The 20,251-nt window shown below is 57.1% G+C and carries 15 protein-coding genes; 11 read left to right on the forward strand and 4 right to left on the reverse strand.

The genetic code is table 11. From position 1 onward, the window contains the following. Positions 1-71: 71 nt before the first annotated feature. Positions 72-1,988 carry an ATP-binding cassette domain-containing protein gene (locus ACQKIK_RS00330; RefSeq protein ID WP_064482140.1) on the reverse strand — a complete coding sequence of 639 codons (1,917 nt, stop codon included), beginning with the start codon at positions 1,986-1,988 and terminating at the stop codon, positions 72-74. Positions 1,989-2,263: 275 nt separating this feature from the next. On the opposite strand from ACQKIK_RS00330, the gene ACQKIK_RS00335 reads away from it, so the two are divergent. Beyond that, positions 2,264-4,195, forward strand: a complete 1,932-nt coding sequence (locus ACQKIK_RS00335; RefSeq protein ID WP_499134292.1) for a transglycosylase SLT domain-containing protein — start codon at positions 2,264-2,266, stop codon at positions 4,193-4,195. A 105-nt stretch (positions 4,196-4,300) separates the two neighbouring features. Here ACQKIK_RS00335 and ACQKIK_RS00340 read toward each other — a convergent pair whose 3' ends face one another. From ACQKIK_RS00340 to yegS, 3 genes are all read right to left on the reverse strand, one after another. After that, positions 4,301-5,104 carry an MOSC domain-containing protein gene (locus ACQKIK_RS00340; protein ID WP_499134293.1) on the reverse strand — a complete coding sequence of 268 codons (804 nt, stop codon included), beginning with the start codon at positions 5,102-5,104 and terminating at the stop codon, positions 4,301-4,303. 26 nt (positions 5,105-5,130) lie between these two features. Next, complete coding sequence (locus ACQKIK_RS00345) at positions 5,131-6,063, reverse strand: chemotaxis protein CheV (protein ID WP_045428124.1); 933 nt, start codon at positions 6,061-6,063, stop codon at positions 5,131-5,133. A gap of 125 nt (positions 6,064-6,188) precedes the next feature. After that, the gene (yegS, locus tag ACQKIK_RS00350) at positions 6,189-7,118 is read right to left on the reverse strand and encodes a lipid kinase YegS (protein WP_499134294.1); all 930 of its coding nucleotides are present in this window, start codon (positions 7,116-7,118) and stop codon (positions 6,189-6,191) included. A gap of 376 nt (positions 7,119-7,494) precedes the next feature. Here yegS and ACQKIK_RS00355 point away from each other — a divergent pair, with 376 nt between their 5' ends. The 10 genes from ACQKIK_RS00355 (at position 7,495) to ACQKIK_RS00400 (ending at position 20,212) form a co-directional block, all read left to right on the forward strand. Further along, positions 7,495-8,931, forward strand: coding sequence for an undecaprenyl-phosphate glucose phosphotransferase (locus ACQKIK_RS00355; protein ID WP_499134296.1), 1,437 nt, complete (start codon positions 7,495-7,497; stop codon positions 8,929-8,931). A 158-nt stretch (positions 8,932-9,089) separates the two neighbouring features. Beyond that, a complete protein-coding gene (locus ACQKIK_RS00360; protein WP_045428132.1) occupies positions 9,090-9,527 on the forward strand; it encodes a low molecular weight protein-tyrosine-phosphatase in 438 nt (145 codons plus the stop codon). 15 nt (positions 9,528-9,542) lie between these two features. Beyond that, entirely contained in the window at positions 9,543-11,753 is a 2,211-nt protein-coding gene (locus tag ACQKIK_RS00365) for a polysaccharide biosynthesis tyrosine autokinase (protein WP_045428134.1), read from the forward strand. Positions 11,754-11,910: 157 nt separating this feature from the next. Continuing rightward, positions 11,911-12,969, forward strand: coding sequence for a glycoside hydrolase family 5 protein (locus ACQKIK_RS00370; protein WP_499134297.1), 1,059 nt, complete (start codon positions 11,911-11,913; stop codon positions 12,967-12,969). 325 nt (positions 12,970-13,294) lie between these two features. After that, positions 13,295-14,551, forward strand: a complete 1,257-nt coding sequence (locus ACQKIK_RS00375) for a hypothetical protein (RefSeq protein ID WP_499134298.1) — start codon at positions 13,295-13,297, stop codon at positions 14,549-14,551. Further along, positions 14,511-15,395: a glycosyltransferase family 2 protein gene (locus ACQKIK_RS00380; RefSeq protein ID WP_499134300.1), complete on the forward strand. Its 885-nt coding sequence runs from the start codon at positions 14,511-14,513 to the stop codon at positions 15,393-15,395. The genes ACQKIK_RS00375 and ACQKIK_RS00380 overlap by 41 nt, the downstream gene beginning before the upstream one ends. Continuing rightward, the gene (locus ACQKIK_RS00385) at positions 15,385-16,146 is read left to right on the forward strand and encodes a WecB/TagA/CpsF family glycosyltransferase (protein WP_045428143.1); all 762 of its coding nucleotides are present in this window, start codon (positions 15,385-15,387) and stop codon (positions 16,144-16,146) included. Before ACQKIK_RS00380 ends, ACQKIK_RS00385 begins: the two co-directional genes overlap by 11 nt. 159 nt (positions 16,147-16,305) lie before the next feature. After that, entirely contained in the window at positions 16,306-17,337 is a 1,032-nt protein-coding gene (gene gmd, locus ACQKIK_RS00390; RefSeq protein ID WP_499135145.1) for a GDP-mannose 4,6-dehydratase, read from the forward strand. A 286-nt stretch (positions 17,338-17,623) separates the two neighbouring features. Continuing rightward, positions 17,624-18,547 carry a GDP-mannose 4,6-dehydratase gene (locus ACQKIK_RS00395; RefSeq protein WP_082082174.1) on the forward strand — a complete coding sequence of 308 codons (924 nt, stop codon included), beginning with the start codon at positions 17,624-17,626 and terminating at the stop codon, positions 18,545-18,547. 576 nt (positions 18,548-19,123) lie between these two features. Then, positions 19,124-20,212 (forward strand): polysaccharide biosynthesis/export family protein, encoded by a 1,089-nt coding sequence (locus tag ACQKIK_RS00400; RefSeq protein ID WP_499134301.1) that lies wholly within the window; start codon positions 19,124-19,126, stop codon positions 20,210-20,212. Positions 20,213-20,251 lie beyond the last annotated feature (39 nt).

A 20,251-nucleotide genomic window follows, 5' to 3' on the forward strand; every position in this document is an offset into this window, starting at 1 on the left:
GACTCGTAAGTCGCACGCTCTATCGGCGAACGTGCGGGTCTTGCAGGCTGGGTCGCGTCGTTGCGGACGGCTCAGCCCTCCAACTCGGCCCAACGCTCGAGCAGCGCATCGAGCTCCAGCTGCATCGCTTCGAGCTTGGCGAGGGTTTCGCCGGTCCGCTCAGCACTCTGCTGATAGAACGCCGGCTGTGCCATCTCCTCTTGCAGCGCAGCGATGCCCTTTTCCACTGCGTCAATCTTGCCCGGCAGTGCTTCCAGCTCGCGCTGAACCTTGTAACTGAGCTTTTTTTTCGCAGGGGCCGGCTCAGCAGGCGCTTGCTGTGCAGCCGGCTTGGCCTGAGCCGCCTCGGCCTTCGCCTCTTTGCTCTCCTTACCTTCACCGACGCCGAGCAACTTTACCGAGCCGCCTTGACGCAGCCAATCCTGATAGCCACCGACGTATTCACGAACCACGCCATTGCCTTCGAATACCAGCGTGCTGGTCACTACGTTATCGAGGAATGCCCGGTCGTGGCTCACCATCAGAACCGTACCCTGGAAATTCAGCAGGACTTCCTCCAACAGCTCGAGGGTTTCCACATCGAGATCGTTGGTGGGCTCATCGAGGACCAGCAGGTTGGCGGGTTTGCTGAATAGCTTGGCGAGCAAGAGCCGTGCCCGCTCGCCGCCCGAGAGCGCTTTAACCGGCGTACGGGCGCGCTGGGGACTGAACAGGAAGTCTCCGAGGTAGCTCAGGACATGTCGGTTCTGGCCGTCGATGGTGATGAAATCGCGTCCCTCGGCAACGTTGTCGACGACGGTCTTTTCCAGTTCCAGCTGGTGACGCAGTTGGTCGAAATATGCCACTTCCAGCTTGGTGCCGGGTTCTACCGTGCCGCTGGTTGGTTGCAAATCGCCAAGTAGAAGCTTGAGCAACGTGGTCTTGCCGGTACCGTTGGCGCCGAGCAAGCCAATACGGTCGCCACGCTGCAACACCGTCGAGAAGTCGCGAATCAACAACTCGCCCCCCGGATGTCCGAAGCTCGCATGTTCGACGACGATGACCTGCTTGCCAGACTTTTCAGCGGCGTCAATCTGAATGTTGGCCTTACCCTGCTGCTCGCGTCTTTCGCTACGTTCAGCACGCAGGGCTTTCAGCGCTCGCACGCGCCCTTCATTGCGGGTACGCCGCGCCTTGATGCCCTGGCGAATCCACACTTCTTCCTGAGCCAGCTTCTTGTCGAACAGCGCATTGGCCGTCTCTTCGGCTGCCAGCTGCTGCTCCTTGTGCACCAGAAAGCTCGCGTAGTCGCCGTTCCAGTCGATCATATGGCCGCGATCGAGCTCAAGAATGCGGGTTGCCAAGTTCTGCAGGAACGCGCGGTCGTGAGTGATGAACAGCACCGCACCGTTGAACCCGGTGAGCGCTTCTTCCAGCCAGGCGATAGCGCCGATATCCAGGTGGTTGGTGGGCTCGTCGAGCAACAGCAGATCGGGCTCTGACACCAGCGCCTGGGCCAGCAGCACGCGCCGTCGCCAGCCACCAGACAATTCGGCCAGGGTTTTATCGGCTGGCAACTGCAAGCGGCTCAAGGTGCTGTCCACCAATTGCTGCAGGCGCCATCCATCCTTGGCTTCGAGCGCCTGCTGGACATGCATGAGCTTGTCGAGATCGGCTTCGTTCTGGATGTTCTGGCTCAGATGATGATATTCGGCAAGCAACTGCCCCACCCCGGCCAGCCCCTCGGCGACCACATCGAAGACCGTACGCTCATCGGCAATCGGCAATTCCTGCGGCAACTCGCCAATCTTCAACCCTGGCGCTCGCCAGATTTCGCCGTCATCTGGGAGCTGACTGCCCTTGACCAGGCTGAGCATGCTGGATTTGCCGGTGCCGTTACGCCCGATAATACAAACCCGCTCACCCCGCGCAATCTGCCAGGACACTCCATCGAGCAATGGATTGTTGCCATAGGCGAGGGACACATCGGTCAACTTGAGCAGGGTCATGACTATCTCCGGAAAACAGGGCGCGCATTCTAACAGAAGGCATCGCCCCGCCGGGCTGCAGCGGACGCCTGGCGGCCTGTTTGACGATAAATTTCCGCCGGCGCGTCAGCTTCTGCCCGAGCGGACCAGGACAGCCCTAACCCGGCACGGACATGACGCTCGTCGGAAGTTTCGCTTTGAGCCTTTCAAGCGCTTAATCCTCGTTTAACTGCTTGAGCGGCCAAGCTAAGCTAGCCGCAGAAATTCCCGTACCTCCCCCCGTTTTCGGAAGTCTCATGCGCGGTCGACTCTCCAGTATCTGTTTGTCTCTGTTTCTCTCCGTCATCACCCTTGAAACCACCCAAGCTGCGAGTTTGCAGCAGCAGCGTCAGTTGTACGACGAAGCCAAGCGGGCCTTGGCCAAGGGCGATAGCGGGCCATACCGGCGCCATGCCAGCGCCCTACGTGACTATCCGCTCGAGCCCTATCTGGCATACGACGATCTGACCGCACGGTTGAAAACTGCCAGCAACGACGAAGTGGAGAAATTTCTCGCCGAGCATGGTGATTTGCCACAGGCGAGCTGGATGAAGTTGCGCTGGCTGCGGCTGCTGGCGGCACGCGGCGACTGGCGGCCCTTCGTCGCTCACTACGACCCAAAAATGAACTTCACCGAACTTGACTGCCTGTATGGTCAATACCAGCTCATCAGCGGTCAGAAGGAACAGGGCTATGCCACCGCCGAAAAGCTCTGGCTGGTGGGCAAGTCCCAGCACAACGCTTGCGATGCCCTGTTCGAACGCTGGGACGACGCGGGGCAGCTTACCGAGGCTCTACGCTGGAAACGGGCCAAGCTGGCAGTCGAGATCGGCAACTATGGCCTGGCCAAGTTTTTGGTCAAAAGCCTGCCGACGCTGAAAGCACAGGGCGAGCTTCTGCTCGATGTCGCCCAGAAGCCACAGTTGCTCAGCCAGCCTGAACGCTTCTCGCCAGCCACCGAGACCATGGGTGATGTCGTCTCGATCGGCTTGCGCCGGTTGGCCAGAGCAAACCCGGAGCAAGCTCTTGGACTGCTCGACAGCTACGCCAGGCGGATGTCCTTTTCGGCGGAGGAAAAGGTTTCCATCGCACGTCAGATCGGCCTCACCCTGGCCAAGCGTTTCGACCCCCGCGCACTCAAAGTCATGGCTGAATACGACCCAGAGCTGCGTGATGACACGGTCAGTGAATGGCGGGCTCGCCTGTTGCTCCGCCTGGGCCGCTGGGATGACGTCTATGCGCTGACTCAGCGATTCCCCGAAGAGCTCGCCAACAGCAATCGCTGGCGGTACTGGAAAGCGCGCAGCCTGGAACTGGCGAAGCCCAAAGATGAGCGAGCCGCCCAGCTCTACCAACCGGTCGCTGGCGAACGGGATTTTTACGGTTTCCTTTCGGCTGACCGCATCCAGGCGCCCTACAAGCTCAACCATCAGCCCCTCGCGCTTGACCCAAAGCTGGTCCAGAAGGTCCGCAATACCGCTGGGATTCGCCGCGCCATGGAATTCCATGCTCGCGGGCAAATCGTTGATGGGCGCCGCGAGTGGTATCACGTCAGCAGGTTGTTCAGCCGCGACGAGCTGGTTGCACAGGCGCGACTGGCCTATGAAATGGAATGGTACTTCCCTGCAATTCGCACCATTAGCCAGGCGAAGTATTGGGACGACCTGGACATCCGCTTCCCCATGGCCCATCGCAGCAGCCTGGTGAACGCCGCGAAAGCGCGTGAAATCCACCCGAGTTGGGTGTTTGCGATCACTCGCCAGGAAAGCGCATTCATGGCCGACGCCCGCTCCCATGTGGGCGCCACAGGCCTGATGCAGTTGATGCCAGCTACGGCGAAAGAAACGGCCAAGCGCTTTGGCATTCCGTTGTCGTCGCCCCAGCAAGTGCTCAACCCCAACATCAACATTCAGCTAGGCGCCGCCTACCTCAGCCAGATTTACGGTCAGTTCAACGGTAACCGAGTGCTAGCTTCGGCGGCTTACAACGCCGGACCCGGGCGGGTTCGCCAATGGCTGAAGAATGCAGACCACCTTCCCTTTGACGTGTGGGTCGAGAATATCCCGTTCGATGAAACCCGCCAGTACGTGCAGAACGTACTGACCTATTCGGTCATCTACGGGCAAAAGCTCAACTCGCCACAACCACTGGTGGAATGGCACGAGCGCTACTTCGATAATCAGCGATAAGGCGTAAGGATTGGATGAGCTGCGGCGCATGTTTGGCGCCGCAGCAGGCGCAGAAAGGCTTAGTTGTGGCGCCGTTCCAGGTGCGGTGGCTTGCCCCAGCCGAGGTTACTCGAGCACCTCAACAGGCATGCCAATCTGCAACTGGCCAGTGCCTTCGGCGATGAGATTCTGACCAAAGAATACGCCGCCATCGCCCTTCCGGTAGTTCATCAGCGTAGCCAGTGGCTCGCGGACGGGACTCCGCTCACCGCTCAGCGGATCGATTGTCGGGATGACGCAACGTGAGCAGGGCTTGACCACGCGGAACGCCAGATCACCGATGCGAATGCGCCGCCAGCCATCCTCGGCGTAGGGCGCCGCCCCGGCGATCACCAGATTGGGCCGAAACCGGCGCACATCGAGTATTTGCCCAACCCGGGCCGAAAGATCATCGAGTGACCGCTGGCCGATCAACAGAAACGGAAATCCATCGCTGAATGCAGTGCGTTCGCCTGGCCGGCCATAATCCTGATCGACCTGAATGCCCCGCGATGTGGGCAGATGCACCAGTCGACAAGGACTATCAAGCAGGCGCGTCAGCCACTCAGCTGCAGCGTCGCCAGCATCGGGCACCTGTAGACTTTCGCGCCAGATCAGCACGCCACGCTCAACGCCACCCTCCTCCGGAACCGCAACAGCCAACGGATCCATCCCCGGCGCCGTCAACAGTAGCTCGGCGTCACCTTGCCAACGAGCGTTCAGCAACGCCATGCCGGGCAGCATTCGCTGGGTCAGGAATTTTCCGCTTGCGGCGTCGACCACCATCCAGCGCCGGTCACCATACACACCCAACTCGTCGCATCGTTCCTGTTCCAGTAACTCAGCCGAACCGGACTTGAGTGGAAAACGGTACAACGAGGAAAGGTGCATGCGGGGCCCTCGAGCGATTGGTCAGGTCAGCGTGTTTCGTCCAGCAACAAACGCTCGCGGACGACGTCCACCAGTTTCTCCGGCTGAAACTTGGAAAGGAAGTTGTCACAGCCAACTTTCTGCACCATTGCCAGGTTGAAGCTCCCGGAGAGGGAGGTATGCAACACCACGTAGAGATCACGCAGGCGCGGATCGTTGCGGATCTCGGTCGTGAGCCGGTAGCCGTCCATCTCCGGCATTTCGGCATCGGTGAACACCATGAGCAGACGATCAGTGAGCGCCTCCCCACTATCTGCCCAGGCCTTCAGTTTGTTCAAGCCCTTCATGCCATCGCTGGCGGAGTGCACGGTGATACCCAGCTGGCTCAAGGTTTCTCGCAGCTGCGCCAGGGCAACGGTCGAGTCGTCGACGCAAAGCACTTCGCGCCCTCTGGCGCGCTCGAGCACCGGATCAGTCAAGCGCTCCGGCGCGATGCTCGTGTTGTAGGGCACGATCTCAGCCAAGACCTTTTCCACGTCAATGACTTCGACCAGCCTGTCCTCGACCTTGGTGATCGCTGTGAGGTAGTGCTGCCGTCCCGCAGTGGTCGGCGGCGGCAACACTTCCTCCCAGTTCAGGTTGAGGATGCGGTCCACGCCGCCGACCAGAAACGCCTGAATCGAGCGATTGTATTCAGTCACGATGATGGTGCTGCGCTCATCCGGGACCAAAGGTCGCAAGCCAATGGCACGCGACAGGTCGATGACCGGCAGCGTCTGGCCGCGCAGATTGACCACGCCGCATACCGAGCCGTGCCGGTGCGGCATCAGCGTCATCTTCGGCAGCTGCACGACTTCCTGCACCTTGAACACGTTGATCGCGAACTGCTGCCGTCCGGACAGACGGAACATGAGAATTTCCAGGCGATTCTGCCCCACCAAACGGGTGCGTTGATCGACTGACTCCAGAATGCCGGCCATTGCGGGCTCCTTTGGCGAATAGGGGACTTAGGAGCTATCGGCCGCAAGTGCCCATGCTTTATCCGCTGGCGATAGATTTTGTCAGCCCTGCCCGCTCGTTGCGCTCGTATCTGAACCGCAAAGGATCAGGCGGATGGATCATCGTGCTCGATCAGTGGCTCGTCACGCAGCAGCGGACTGTCCGCAGGCAGATGCAACCGCAGAGCTCGGCGTTTCACGGAGAAACGCATCTGCCTTGCGGCCACCGGTTCGCCGTCAAGATTAATGCTGATTTCTTCGGGCGCCTCCACCTCGAACCATGGCGCACGGGCATTTACCGAAACCGTATCGATGCCCAGCAATCCGCCACTCAGCAAGGTACCGAGCGTCCCGACCGCATCAGCCGGCGCGGGGACGATACAGATATCGAGCAACCCGTCGACGATCGAGGCCTGAGGGCAGAGCTGCTGGCCGCCACCCGACTGGCGACCGTTGCCAATGCCCAGCGCTAGAAATTCCCCCTCCCAGGTAAAACCGGGCGCCACGAAGCGCCCCCAGGTAGCCCGCAACTCACTGAAGCGCGACAGGCCGGTCAACAGATAGGCACTCCCGCCCAGAACCCGTTTCAGTTCTGACGAAGTGGTGGCGGTCACCTTGGAGCCGAAACCACCTGTTGCCATGTTCATGAAGAGCTCGCCGTTCATTTCACCGACGTCGACCCAGACAGGTTCACGATTGAGCAGGGTGAGCGCGTCAAACGGTTCCAGCGGTATCTCTGCCGCATGGGCGAAGTCATTAGCGGTGCCCAGCGGCAACACCGCCAAACTCGCGTCAGTACCGCTGTCGATCAGAGCCTGTGCCATCTCCCGTAAGGTCCCGTCACCGCCGCCCGACACCAGAGTCCGATAACCCGCCGCCAGCGCTTCCTTGACCAGGCGCTCGGTGTCCCCCGGCTCCCACGTCACCCGGACGGCGAGCTCGTTACCCAGCTGACGCCATTCGGTTACGGCCGCCCTAAGTTCTTCGTTGAGCCCTTGCTTCCCATGAAGGACGAGCAATGCCTTGGGTTCATTCATGCAGGTCGTTCCAGTCATCCGTTTCAGTATGCGCAGATAGACACGCTCCAGGCACATAAAGTTGTGAAGAGCCCCACGCCGGCAGGCTTAAGCCGACCACGCAAAACACTGACCATCGGTCAGCGAAAGAAGCGAAAAAAGACCGCAAGCCGACTTTTTCTATTGCCTTATCACTTACATATCAAGGAGTTGCGTGGCGCATTTAATTCTTTTGCGGCAATTGGCTCTTTGCACGATTCCGGTGAACTCATTTCTTGAAGGGCGGTCGGAGCACTTGTCCAGGTGAGGGTTGCAATAGCGGCCTGCCATCAGAACCGCGGATCGCGGCGATCAAAACGAGTATTGAGCTAGCAATAGCCATAGGAAGGAGCCTTGTATGCGCTTACAGTCCGTTGGAACCCTTGAGTACGCCCACCCCAGTTTCGTCGATTACTTTCTTGCCAGCATTCGCCTGATTCACGGGCTGACCTCTGTGCTGCCGGGCGTTCTGTTGTTGCTGTTTCTGCCCCTCGACCTGCCCGCAGGCGGAGGCACGTTCAGCACCTTCCTGATGTTTTTCGGCGTGATCAGTGTCGTTATCTTTCAGTCGGTAGGCATCTACAGCGAGGAAGTGTTCAGCACGTTGCTGCGCTTTCGCACCATGCTCGTTGCCTGGGCCGCGGCTTTCAGCTTGATGATTTTCATGCACCAGGGCCTGGGCATGTTCGGCTACCTCGAAGCCAAACATCTGACCTTCTGGTTCGTCACCAGTGGCATCCTGTTTGGCGCCGAGCGACTGATGATGCTCGCGCTGTTCCGCCGCCTGATGTCGAAAGGCGTGTACCTGCAGAATGCCGTAATCCTTGGTGGCACCGACAACGGCGTGCGCGTTGCCGAGTATCTGGCTAATCACCGCGATATCCGCACCGGCGTGCTCGGCTTCATTGACGACCGCCTTGAGCGCCTGCCGAAGACGTTGGCCGATCTGCCGCTCCTGGGCAATACCCGCGACCTGGAACAGATGATCCGGGAGGAAAAGGTCACCCAGGTACTGGTCGCATTGCCCTGGTTTGCCGACAGCCGCATCGGTCAATTGATTAACGAGTTGCGCCGACTCCCCGTCAACGTTCTGCTGGTACCGGACATGGTCGCTTTCCGCCATGCCAACAAGCGCATCACCGAAGTCGGTGGACTGCCGACGCTGATTGCTTCTGATCTGCCGCTGCGTGGCTGGTCGCCAATGTTCAAGCGCATCGAAGACATCGTGCTCTCCAGCCTCGCTCTGCTGGCGGCTGCCCCGGTCATGCTCCTCCTCGCGCTGGCCATCAAGCTCGACTCGCCCGGCCCTGTGTTGTTCAAGCAGAAGCGCTACGGCTACAACAACCGGCTGATCGAAGTGTTCAAGTTCCGCTCGATGTACCACGCCAAGTCGGATGCCAACGCCGAACAGCAAACGACGCGCAACGATGACCGCATCACCCGAGTGGGTCGTTTCATTCGCAAAACCAGCCTCGACGAGCTGCCACAACTGCTCAACGTATTCCTTGGCAGCATGTCCATGGTCGGTCCGCGCCCCCATGCAACCGCGACCAAGGCCGCAGGCGTGCTGTTCGAAGACGCCGTATCGGAATATTCCGCACGGCACCGCGTCAAGCCGGGCATCACCGGCTGGGCGCAAATCAATGGCTACCGCGGCGAGACCGATACCCTGGAGAAGATCGAGAAGCGCGTCGAATACGACCTCGATTACATCGAGCGTTGGTCGGTCTGGTTCGACATCTACATCCTTGCCCGCACCATCCCCGCCCTTCTGTTCAACAAGGATGTCTACTGACTGCACACGCATTGACTAGCTCCATCCTGGCAACAAGCCACATTCATGCGCGAGCGCAGCAGGAAGATTGAACTAATGAAGCGAGCCAATATCAGATTTGCGTTCTGCAACAGGCAGACCTGTATGCCCACGACACCTGGGCTACGAGGCTGAGCGAAATGTTCCAGAACATATTGATTGTCTGTGTGGGCAACATCTGCAGAAGCCCCGCAGCCGAAGCGTTGCTAGCCCACAAACTTGAAGGCAAAGGCCTGACGATAAGTTCGGCAGGCATAGGTGCTCTAGTAGGCAACCCAATGGACAAGACTGCACATGAGGTGCTTAACGACCACGGAGTGGAACACACGTCCCACCGTGCCCGTCAGGTCGATAGCGAAATGCTGCATCGCGCAGACCTGATCCTTGTGATGGAACAAAGCCACGTCCAGCACATTCGTCAGATCGCACCCGAAGTACATGGCAAAACCTTCCTGCTGGGTAAATGGCTGGACGATACGGAAATCCCTGATCCCTACCGCCAGTCCAAGCCCGCATTCGAACATGTTCACAGCCTTCTGACTCAGTCCGTCGAAAGCTGGCTTCCTTACCTGAAATAAGAAGAAGGAACTTCAATGACCACCATGCCACGACCCATCTATGAAACAAAAGAGGACAAGGACATTGACCTGGCCCACCTCTTTGACACGTTTCTAAATAACCGAGCGCTGATACTCACCATTACGGGGTTCTTCGCCGCGCTGGGCGTTGCCTATGCCCTGCTCGCGACGCCGGTATATCTGGCAAGCGCGATGATTCAGATCCAGGCGAAAGGTGGCTTGCCAAGCCTTACCGATGTGGTTGGCACCGCCCCAGCCGTTTCGCCGGCGCAGACCGAGATCGCACTGCTCAAGTCGCGCTCGGTGGTTGGCGGAGCGGTCGAGGATCTGAACCTCGACATCATCATCGAGCCTCACCACTTCCCGGTATTCGGTGGTTATATCTTCCGTGGATTCGAGCCCACCGAGGAAGGTGAGCTGGGCTGGTATCCCGAAGGCTTTGAATCCTACGCATGGGGTGGCGAATCACTGCGCGTCACGCAGCTGATCGTGCCAGACAAAATGCATGGCGAAGAGCTGACGCTAGAAGCCGCCGAAAACAACGGCTTCATCCTGCGCGACCCCGAAGGCGAGGTAGTCGTGCAAGGGGTCGTCGGCGAGCCCATCGAGACCCCGGATTACGGCATCACCGTGGCAGAGCTGAACGCACGGCCGGGCACCACCTTTACTGTGATCAAGAACCGCACCTACGCCACCACCGAGGACTATCAGAATCGCCTGAATGCCGGTGAGCGCGGCAAGCAGTCGGGCATCCTCAACGTCACGTTGGAGGGCACCGATCCAGAAAAAGCAGTCACGGTGCTTGAGGCAGTAGCGCAACGCTATGTCGACCAGAACATTGCGCGCAACGCGGCGGAAGCGACTCAGAGCCTTGAATTTTTGAGTGAGCAGGTGCCGGAGGTCCGCAAGAAGCTCGACGCCGCGCAGACAGCCCTGAACGAGTTCCAAACCGGCAATCGTTCGGTGGATATCTCGGCGGAAACCCAGTCGGTGCTTGATCGCATCGTCGATCTGGAGAGCCAGATTTCCGAGCAGAACCTCAAGCGCACCGAGATGGAAAGCCGCTTCACCCGTCAGCACCCTAATTTCCAGGCGCTGATGAACCAGATCAATCAGCTGCAAGCGCAAAAGACTGAACTGGAAAAGCAGATCGGAACCCTGCCGTCTACTCAGCAGGAGTTGCTGCGCCTCAACCGCGATGTAGAGGTTTCTTCTGAAACCTATTCGATGCTGCTGAACAAGACTCAGGAGCTGGACATCATTCGTGCCGGGACCGTGGGCAACGTGCGCATCGTTGACCACGCTGCGGCAGACATCGACGAGCCAATCAAGCCGAACAAGCCGTTGATTGTCATCGTCGCCACGCTGCTTGGCGGGATTCTTGCGGTCGCCTTCGTATATGTCCGCGAAGCACTCAAGCGTGGCGTGGAAAATCCAGAAGAGATCGAGCGCGTTGGCATTCCGGTGTACGCGGCGATTCCGTTCAGCGAGAAGCAGGGCTTGCTGGAAAAGCGCCTCGCCAATTTCAAACGGGACAAGAGCAGCGCTTCGTATCTGCTCTCGATCAATGATCCCGCCGATCTGGCGACCGAAGCGATGCGCAGTCTGCGCACCAGCTTGCACTTCGCGATGATCGAGGCGAAGAACAACATCCTGATGATCACCGGCCCGAGCCCGGCGGTGGGCAAGTCGTTCGTGACCAGCAACCTCGCCGCAGTTATCGCGCAGTCCGGCAAGAAAGTGCTGCTGATCGACGCCGACATGCGCAAGGGGTATCTGCACAAGGTCATGCGCTGTCAGGGTGAAAAAGGCCTTTCCGACATCCTGTCTGGCCGTATCACGCTGTTCGACGCAATACAGAAAACCCAGCTGAATAACCTGCACGTGATCACCCACGGCCAGCTACCGCCGAACCCATCGGAACTGCTGATGCACGAGAACTTCTCGCGCTTCGTCAAAGAGATCAGCAGCATGTACGACCTGGTGATCTTCGATACTCCGCCGATCCTGGCCGTGACCGACGCCGCACTGGTCGGCAGCCAGGCCGGCACCACCCTGATGGTGACGCGTTACGGGATGAACGGCGTGAAGGAAATCGAGTTTGCCAAGCGACGCCTTGAGCAGAACGGAATTCTGGTCAAAGGCGTCATCTTCAATGCCGTGGTGCGTAAGGCGTCGACTTACAGCGAGTACGGTTATTACCAGTACGAGTACCAGAGCAAGTAACGCTTCTCTGACTCTAAGTAAGCCCGGGCACATTACCCAATGATGCTATCCGAACCGCTCTCCTGATTATCAAGGAGAACGGTTCGGATCGAGTGCTTAGCTGAACATCAACAGGGCCGTCGAGTTGACAGCTGGCCCTCTGGAGATAAAGGTCATCATGGAACGTCGCCCCCTTTCTCTTTTGTTTCGCACCGCAAGGTTAATAGCCGGCCTGACGATTGCCGGATGCGTGTCGTTTGCCCAAGCGAAGCCCAGCGAAGATGAAGGCATCGGCCTGATCGGCATCAATATGTCTGGTGCGAACTTTGCTCCGCATATCACGCCTGGAAAACTGGGCACCAATTATTTTTATCCAGAAGAGAAATACTTCAAATATTACGCGGACAAGAACATTCGCTTGATTCGGTTCCCCTTCATCTGGGAGCGCCTGCAACATGATCTGTACAAAGGCGTGAATTTCGATCAGATGCGGCTGCTTAAACGAACGCTCGACTTCGCTGCCCAACATAACCAGAAGGTCATTCTGGATATGCACAACTATGGGCGATACAAGGGCAAGCTGATCGGTTCGCCACAAGTACCCTACGAAGCTTACGCAACTGTTTGGCGCAAGCTTGCCGAAGAATTCAAGGACCACCCTGCATTGTTGGGCTACGACATCATGAACGAGCCCCACTCCACCGATGGGTTGTGGCCTGGAGCAGCGCAGGCAGCGGTCGATGCCATCCGCAAGGTGGATATGGACAGCTTGATATTCGTCGAAGGTGACCGCTGGGCGAGCACCTTTCACTGGCGCTACGTCAATGAGGATTTTCTGATCGAAGATCCGGCAGACAAGATCATCTACGAGGGACACCTGTACCTCGACAAGGATTTTTCCGGGCGCTATGCGAAGGACGAGGTGGTCGATCCAATGTTAGGGGTGGAGCGCGTTCGGCCGTTCGTCGAGTGGCTGAGGGAAAACAACCTGAAGGGTTTTCTCGGCGAGTACGGTGTACCTGGCCATTCCGACTCGATGCTGGTCGCCATGGACAACCTGCTCGGCTACCTCAACGAAAACTGCATGCCCAGCGCCTACTGGGCGGGCGGACCAGGCTGGGGCAAATATGTTTTGGCTATTGAACCGCTCAACGGCAAGGACAGGCCTCAGATGGATGTCCTGCAAAAGCATATTCCCAATAGCTGCAAGGAGTATGGCCCTACCCCGCAGCCTTGACAGGCTTGTGGCATGGTTCCCGGCGAATGGTGTGAAGCCGTTCAGAAAGTTTTCAGCGAAACCTGAAAATCACACGCAACCCTGCCATCCCTCGCTTGTCCAAATTCAACCTTACATCGAGCGGCTTAATGCGGGCGGAACTCAAATGCCCCTGCGCAATCCAATTGGTTTGGATACTGAACCACTGCTGGAGTCAGCTAGCCTACCACCGCTTAGCGGTACGAAAGGTGGCGGCGCACCGAAGCCGTTGATGTGGCAATCCTGAAGCTTGAGTTTGTTGCGGCGTAGTTAATCTGGAATGGAAATGCACCTAAGGACCCAGGTGATGACAAACATCAGCTCGAAATTTTTCTTTTTGCCGTTGACCGTGCTGGCGATCGCCCTGCACTTTTCGGTATTTGGCGACAGCACGCATAACCCAATCGGCTTCAAGTTCCTCAACGAAGCTTATCTGGCTGTTTGCCTAGGTCTTTCGCTTCTGTTGATCCTCGCCAGTACCGAGGAAGCTTCCAGAGAATTTCGCATCCTGATGTATTACGCTTTTTACAGCGTTTTCGTGTTCACCGTGCTGCCTGCAATCTTCTCGTTCTATACCTTTGGCCAGCCAATCACCTACGGCCTAATCGAAGAACGTCGGATTCTTTTTACATTTGGCTTCGTACCGCTGCTGTTACTCGCAAAGCACATCAGCACCCGCCAGTTCGAGCATGCATTAATCTATGCGGCACTGATTGCTGTAATCCTATCCTGGGGTTTCAAGTTCGGTCTGGTCCCGGATCTGCGCGAGGAGCAAACATCCTGGGACCGCCCGGACCGCTCATCCATCGGGCCGTTCCTGATCTGTTTCGCCTATTTCTACTCCATTCAGGTATGGGCAAAAGGCAAGTCGCCTATCAATGGCGAACAACGACAGCGAAAGCTGTACCTCCTCATTGCCGCCGTACTGTTGCTAACGCTGGTCTTCGCCACTCAAACACGTCAATTGATTGTGCTATGCCTAGCATTCACGTTGTTCTCATTGAGGGCCAAGGCAATTATTTGGGCTGCCTCGCTGGGCGTGCTGTTGTCGCCGTTGTTTTTTTATCCAGAGCTTCTTGAAATCCTCGGCCTGAACATCGAGTTCTACGAGAACAGCCTAGACGGCGACGTGGAAGATAGTGTGCGCCCTCATACGATCGCCTCCGTCTTCAGTCACTTGAGCCTGGTTAATTGGCTACCCAGCGGATCGTTATCGCTGATGTGGCAGGACGGATTCATCCCCTATTTCGGTGAGCATTTCTTCCTGTCCGACATTGGCATCATTGGAACGCTGTTTCGCTTCGGTTTTCTCACTTTTCTGCTGGTCCCCCTGACATTGTTTGTCTACCGATGGATCGCCCGCAGTATCAACACCGAAATGGAGTTCACCTACGCAGTGATGCTTGCCTTCTTCGTGATATGGCCACTTAACGGTCTACTCGAATATACCCAACCAGTTATTTGTATGCTTTTCGTATTACATGCTCTACGGGCACGCCATCTTCGCAGCAAGGAACGAGTACATGAACGTCGCGCTTATTCTCAACTACAAAGCTGCTACTGAGACGATCAGCTGCGCTGAAAGCCTGCTCGAGCATTGCACGACGATTGGCCATATCGTCATCATCGACAATGATTCGCAGGACGGTTCCGCTATCGCTCTTCAAAACTGGCTGGATGAAAGAGCTTATTCAAATGTGACTTTGCTTTGTAATCCAGACAACAGCGGTTATGCGGGTGGCAACAATTACGGGTTGCGCTGGGCAATGGAGCACCTGCAGCCCGAGTATTTCTGGGTTATCAATAACGATACCTATGTAGACAGTGATGCCTTCTCACCGCTATTGGAAGCATTGCAGCGCAATGATCGCCAGTTTGTCGGCTCGCTCGTATTGAGCGCAGACACGGGCCGACTGGAGTGCTACGGAGGCGGAAAGCTCTATCCGATTCTTGGCAAGGCTCGATTACTCGGAAAAGACCAGAGCATCGAAGCGTCTCAGCGACAGAATCCTCAGCACGTTCCAGACTACATCATGGGCTGCAGCCTGGCGTTTTCGGCCGCTTTGACTGAAGAAATCGGTTTGATGGATGAAGATTACTTCATGTATTTCGAGGAAGTGGATTGGCAATACCGTGCGAAACGCTTTGGTGTTTCAACGAGAGTGATCCCTGAAAGCCGCCTATATCACTACGGCTCACTCAGTCTGGGCAACCGCTCAGCGTTTTATCACTACTACCGCAACCGAGCAGCCACCCGTTTCAACAAGCGTTTCTACGGCCCGGCATTCGCGATTGTCTCCGCGTTCCTGCTTTCGGCCGTTACAACTGTCAAGGAATACAAAAATCCCACCCTCGCCTGGTCAGGTATCAAGGGCGCCTTTAAGGGAGTAGCAATGAGTGTCGAGTGATACTAATGCGTTCGGAATAGATTTCTTTTCCGGCAATAAGAAAACTTTATTGACCTGCATACGCGAGGGAGTCAAGCAACCCTATTCGTTTGTGGTGACGCCGAACGTTGACCACCTCGTTCAACTGGAACATGACGAACAGCTGCGTGATGCTTATTTCAAAGCGCGCTGGAGAGTCTGCGACAGCCGAATTTTGCTGTCGCTGTTGAGTCGCCTGGGCGTGCATCTGGATGAAGCTATTCCCGGCAGTGATTTGACACTCGATCTGCTCAAATGGGCGGACCGGGATCGGCTGCGAATTGTACTGATCGGCTCGGCGGCATCCGAAGCCGACAAACTCAGAGCCCTTTATCCCGGCATTTCCCTCTATCACTACAACCCGCCGATGGGCTTCATAAAGAAGCCGGAAGAAGTGCAGCGTTGCCTGCAGTTCATTCGTGAAAATCCATCGGAGCTGGTTCTGTATGCCGTGGGTACGCCGCGCGGAGAAGTCCTGGCCGCAGCCACTCAACCCTATGAGCGCACGGGTATGGGCTTCAGTATCGGCGCCTCCATTTCTTTTGCGACGGGGACCATCAAGCGGGCCCCGAAGTGGATGCGCGAATACAAACTCGAATGGCTTCATCGCATGTGCATGGAACCGCGCAGGCTCGCCAAACGCTATTGGGCGGATGCGGTGTATATCGTGCCAGCCTTTTTGCGGGAAAAAAGCTCCAGGCAAAAAGGCAGCCCGGCAAAACAGGAGTCTTGACCAATATTGCAAGCCATCTTCCGGACACACCGGTCACTGAATGCAGTGGTCGGCAGTTCTGGAAGCGTATTGAAAAACTTCGCTGCCGTTCAGCGCCACGTGCCAGGCAGGAGCGAAGCAAGAGCACTTAAGAAAACCAACCTTCGAACAGGGAAGAAAATGAAAGCAATCATCACGGGTATCACAGGACAAGACGGCGCCTACCTGGCAGAACTTCTGCTGGAAAAAGGCTATACCGTCTACGGCACGTTTCGTCGCACCAGTTCAGTCAATTTCTGGCGAATCGAAGAGTTGGGCATCGACAAGCACCCCAACCTGCATCTTGTTGAGTATGACCTGACCGACTTGTCTTCCAGCATCCGGTTGCTTCAGAACACTGGCGCAACCGAGGTGTACAACCTCGCCGCCCAGAGCTTCGTAGGGGTTTCCTTCGAGCAGCCGCTGACCACTCTGGACATCACCGGTGCAGGCGCCGTGAACCTGCTGGAAGCTATCAGGATCGTCAATCCTAAGATCCGCTTCTACCAAGCTTCGACCTCGGAGTTGTTCGGCAAGGTGCAGGCCATTCCGCAAGCCGAAACCACACCGTTCTATCCCCGCAGCCCTTATGGTGTTGCCAAGCTCTACGCGCACTGGATGACAATCAACTACCGCGAGTCATACGGAATATTCGGCTGCAGCGGCATCTTGTTCAATCATGAATCTCCCCTGCGCGGACGTGAGTTCGTGACTCGGAAAATCACCGATTCGGTGGCCAAGATCAAACTGGGCAAACTCGACGTGCTAGAGCTCGGCAACATCGATGCGAAGCGTGATTGGGGCTTCGCCAAGGAATATGTCGAAGGCATGTGGCGCATGTTGCAGGCGGACGAACCCGATGTTTTTGTGCTTGCAACCAACCGAACCGAAACCGTGCGTGACTTCGTGACACTGGCATTCAAGGCGGTTGATGTCGAACTCCAATGGGAAGGCTCCGGCGAACAGGAGCAAGCCACCGACGCGGCAACCGGCAAGGTCGTTGTACGGGTCAACCCGAAGTTCTATCGCCCGGCAGAAGTCGACCTTCTGATCGGCGATCCGCAGAAGGCCAAGGACGTGCTGGGCTGGGAGCCTAAAACGACACTCGAGCAACTGTGCCGCATGATGGTTGACGCCGATATGCGCCGCAATCAGCAGGGCTTTTCGTTCTAGGGCCTTCGACCGGCGGCTTACCGCTCTTGATCAGGCACTCGGCTGAGATCAGGTTACCCAGATGGGGTAGCCACGCAGGATAGCCAGCCGATACCCGATCCGGAGCGGCCTGTTCGTGGTCCCAGCGGTTGGGGCCGGCTCTGCTGGCACACCGAGCCCGCGTTGGCGTTACGGCACCGCTCGCCCTAAATGGAGCCGTTGACGGTAACCGTAACGCCATATCCCACGCCTATACCAAGGCTTTGCATCGCCGTAGAAACTGGAATTTCATCCTATCGGGAAGATCATGCGTAAAGTGCTGATTACCGGCGCCACTGGTTTTACTGGCCGCTACATGGCAGAAGAGCTGGCAGGCTGCGGCTACGAGGTCCATGGCCTCAGCTATCGTCAACCCGTCGGCGAACTGCCTGCGGCTATTTCAGCCGTCCATTGCTGCGCACTGAACAATGCAGAGCTGCTACGAGCTTTGCTGACGGAAATACGCCCAACCTATGTTGTGCACTTGGCGGCGGTCTCGTTCGTCGCACACAGCGATGCGGATGCAATCTACACAGCCAACCTGCTCGGCACTCGCCATCTGCTGGAAGCGTTACGTACCACCGCTGCGACCGAACTCGAAGGCGTGCTGCTAGCCAGCAGCGCAAACGTCTATGGAAACGCTACCGAAGGCGTCCTGGATGAGTCGTCGCCCTTTGCTCCGGCCAATGATTACGCTGTGAGCAAAGCTGCCATGGAGTTCCTCGCGAGGCTCTACCAGGATCGCTTACCGCTGATAGTCAGCCGCCCGTTCAACTACACGGGCGTCGGACAGGCTGAGCAATTTCTCATTCCGAAAATCGTGACGCACACGCGCCGGCGGGCCGCGGTCATTGAGCTCGGCAATCTGGATATCGCCCGCGATTTCTGCGATGTCCGTCAGGTTGTCCAAGCCTATCGACGCTTGCTCGAAACACCGGCTGCGATTGGCCAAACCGTCAATATCTGTTCTGGATCAGCCTATACGCTGGAGTACGTACTCGAACAGGCAGCGGCCATCTCCGGTCACCGCATGGAGGTCCGGGTCAATCCAGCGTTCGTGCGTAGCGCGGATGTGAAGAACCTGTTCGGCAGCAGAGCCAAACTGGACTCACTGATTGGCGACATGTCCCGAATCGAATTGAAGGAAACGCTGCGATGGATGATCGAGCATCCCTCCGCAGCGAGCGCATGACCTAATCAGCTTTTTACTACCAGCATCGAGGTGGCGGATCTCGGTCTATGGCGGTACTCGCCCCCTAAGTGCACCAAACAGTGAGTTTAAAAGTGCCTTGCTCGGCGACCTACCGTGCTTAGTGGGGCCAATTAACCTTATCTGGCCAGGCAATAACAATGTCCGAAACCGTCACTCGCATGTTTTTTAATTTCTATTCGCTTGCCGACAGCAGCGTTGCAGCCCCGCCTCATTTATGCACATCCGTCGTGAACCGCAGAGAAACGGAGCGGTCTATGGCTACTGTGAGCAACGCAGCGCCTTCTTCCTATAGGGGAAAGACGCTAACCCAAGGTTGAGCGGAACCTATTCAGTGGCTCATCCAGCATCGATCTCACAAAGAGTCTGAAGGTATACCTCTCAGAGCTTGCAGTAGCGGCATCAGGAACAGCTGAGATTGGATGCGTTTGTAGCACCGCCGAAAGAGCTTCGGCGATTGACGATAGACGAGTCAGTGTCGGCTTGCTCCTTCAGCTAAAGGTGAATTGCGCTGTTTCACTTCGTAAAAACAACTATTCCGTCAAGGATGAAGAAACCATGAAACCACTATTTGCTCTCGCTTTCTCTTCCGTGCTGGTGTTGCAGGGATGCGTATTCTCTCCTGGTCAGCACCTGGATCCCGATCAGTTCAAAGACGGCGCAGAAACGGAAGATGGCACCGTCCAGCTGATGCGCATTACCCCTGAAATGCTCAAGGGCGAAGTCTCTTCCGACCAAGGCACCTCCAGCAAGCAAGAGCTACTGAGCTTTAAGCCCGAGGCTTACCGCATCGGCGCCAATGACCTTCTCTACATCACCGTCTGGGACCATCCTGAACTGACCGCTCCTTCGGGCCCGCAACAGCAGCTGGATGCTAACGGTCGCCTGGTTCGTCCGGATGGCACCCTGTTCTACCCCTACATCGGGAACATCGAAGCAGCAGGCAAAACCATCGAGCAACTTCGCTCCGATATTTCCAAAAGGCTGGCCAATTACATCGACAGCCCTCAAGTCGACGTCAGCCTGCTGCGTTTCGGTAGCCAGCGCATCGTGCTCTCCGGCGCATTCAATACGGCTGGCGAAGTCGAAGTGACTACCGCTCCGATGACCATCATGCAGGCTATTGGTCAGGCCGGTGTCGATACCGAAACGGCGGATCTGTCCGGTCTGATGCTCAAGCGTGACGGCCGTGAGTACATGCTCGATCTCGACGATCTGAACCGTCCGGACTCCTGGCTGCACAAGGTTTATCTGAAGGACGGCGACCAGCTCCATCTGCCGTACAACGATCAGAAAAAGGTCTACGTTCTGGGCGAGGTGGTGAATCCGCAAGCCATGACATTCAAGGCAACCAGTCTCAACTTGATGGATGCTATCGGCACCGCAGGCGGCATCCGTCAGGACACCGCCGATGGCGAAGCGGTTTACGTTATTCGTGGCGCAGAGAATATCGCCACTGAAAAAGCCACAGTGTTCCAGCTGAATGCCGAATCCCCTGCGGCCTTCGCTCTGGCTCAACACTTCCCACTGCAACCGCAGGACGTCGTGTTCGTTGGACCGGCCGGTATCACTCGCTGGAACCGTTTCATCAGCCAGCTGCTGCCGTCAGCTAGCGTCATCGGTACCGGCGCTGCGTTCAACCGGTAACACAAGTAATCATCAGGCCTGAATCGGCCTGATCAAAAC

Origin of the sequence: Pseudomonas sp. NPDC047961 (assembly GCF_050272435.1) — a bacterium.
Lineage (GTDB): Bacteria > Pseudomonadota > Gammaproteobacteria > Pseudomonadales > Pseudomonadaceae > Stutzerimonas.